Origin of the sequence: Candidatus Kurthia intestinigallinarum (assembly GCF_003991225.1) — a bacterium.
Classification (GTDB): domain Bacteria; phylum Bacillota; class Bacilli; order Bacillales_A; family Planococcaceae; genus Kurthia; species Kurthia populi.
Genome location: NZ_JTFC01000166.1, coordinates 1 through 1,197, shown reverse-complemented (window position 1 = coordinate 1,197; position 1,197 = coordinate 1). Strand labels below are relative to the sequence as shown.

Annotated in this window: 1 protein-coding gene; it reads right to left on the bottom strand. The window is 40.6% G+C overall.

Going from position 1 to position 1,197, the window contains the following annotated elements; genetic code table 11:
- A partial coding sequence (locus QI30_RS19470; protein WP_148113913.1) for an MMPL family transporter occupies positions 1-1,197 on the bottom strand: 1,197 nt, incomplete at both ends.

Sequence of the window (1,197 nt, the reverse complement as noted above, 5' to 3'; positions counted from 1 at the left end):
CCATCGCTAAACCAAATAGAATACCTGTTGCAATAATCGGTAAGAAACTTAATACTGGACTCGTTGTAACGAATCCAAACAGTTCATAGAAGTTACCGTCCTGTACAACCCATGTGACAAACCCTAAAGTTGCACCTAAGGATAAGACGAAACCAAGCACCGCTTTAAGTGGCACTAAGATTGAGCGGAACGCAATCATGAAAATAATGAATGCTAATACAACAATGATCGATGCGAATACTGGTAAGGCATCTGATAAACGTTCTGAAATATCAATGTACATCGCTGTATTACCAGTAACATTTAACTTCACGCCATCAAATTTTGCATTACGTAGCTCATGCACAAGTTCAATTGTTTCTTGATCACTTGGTCCATTCGTTGGATTTAATGTAAGTACGGCCATTTCGCCTGATTCTTTTGGAATGACATTCGTAATCAGATCAACATGATCCATTGCTAAAATATCAGCTTGCAGTTGCTCAAGTTTCGATAGCACTTCCCCATCTTTTTCTGTCGCCTCTGCTACGACAACAAGTGAAGCGTGAACCCCTTCACCATAGCCCTCTTTTAATAAATCATACGCATCACGCTGAGGTGTCCCCTCTTCGTAAACACTATCATCTGGTAGGCCAAGTTCCATATGGAAAATTGGAATCGCTGTAATCGCTAAAAAGGCGATGGTAAGTGTTGCGATTAATACTGGAATTTTGTTTAATACTTTTGCCCAGCCTTGTAGTAGCTTTCCTGAGAATTTCACTCGGTCTGTTACTTTTTCGGCTAACGTCTTTTTACGGTCAACTGGTGGTGTAATTTTTTTACCAATTAACATCAACACTGCTGGTGTAACAATCACCGCAATTAAAATGGCAATGAATACCGTTAACGCTGCTGAAATCCCCATCATTGTTAAGAATGGAATTTGTGGAACAGCTAACGCCAGTAATGCAATAATAACCGTAATCCCTGCAAACACTACTGCTGTTCCCGCTGTACCGTTCGCAATGGCAATCGACTGTTGAATCGAATAGCCTTTTGCATACTCTTGACGGAAACGAGAAATAATAAATAACCCATAGTCAATCCCTACTGCAAGTCCAAGCATCGCAGCTAGCGTAATACATACAAATGCAACGGTTGCGTAATTGGAAACAATCATGACTCCGCATAACCCAATTAATAAGCCAATCACCGCTG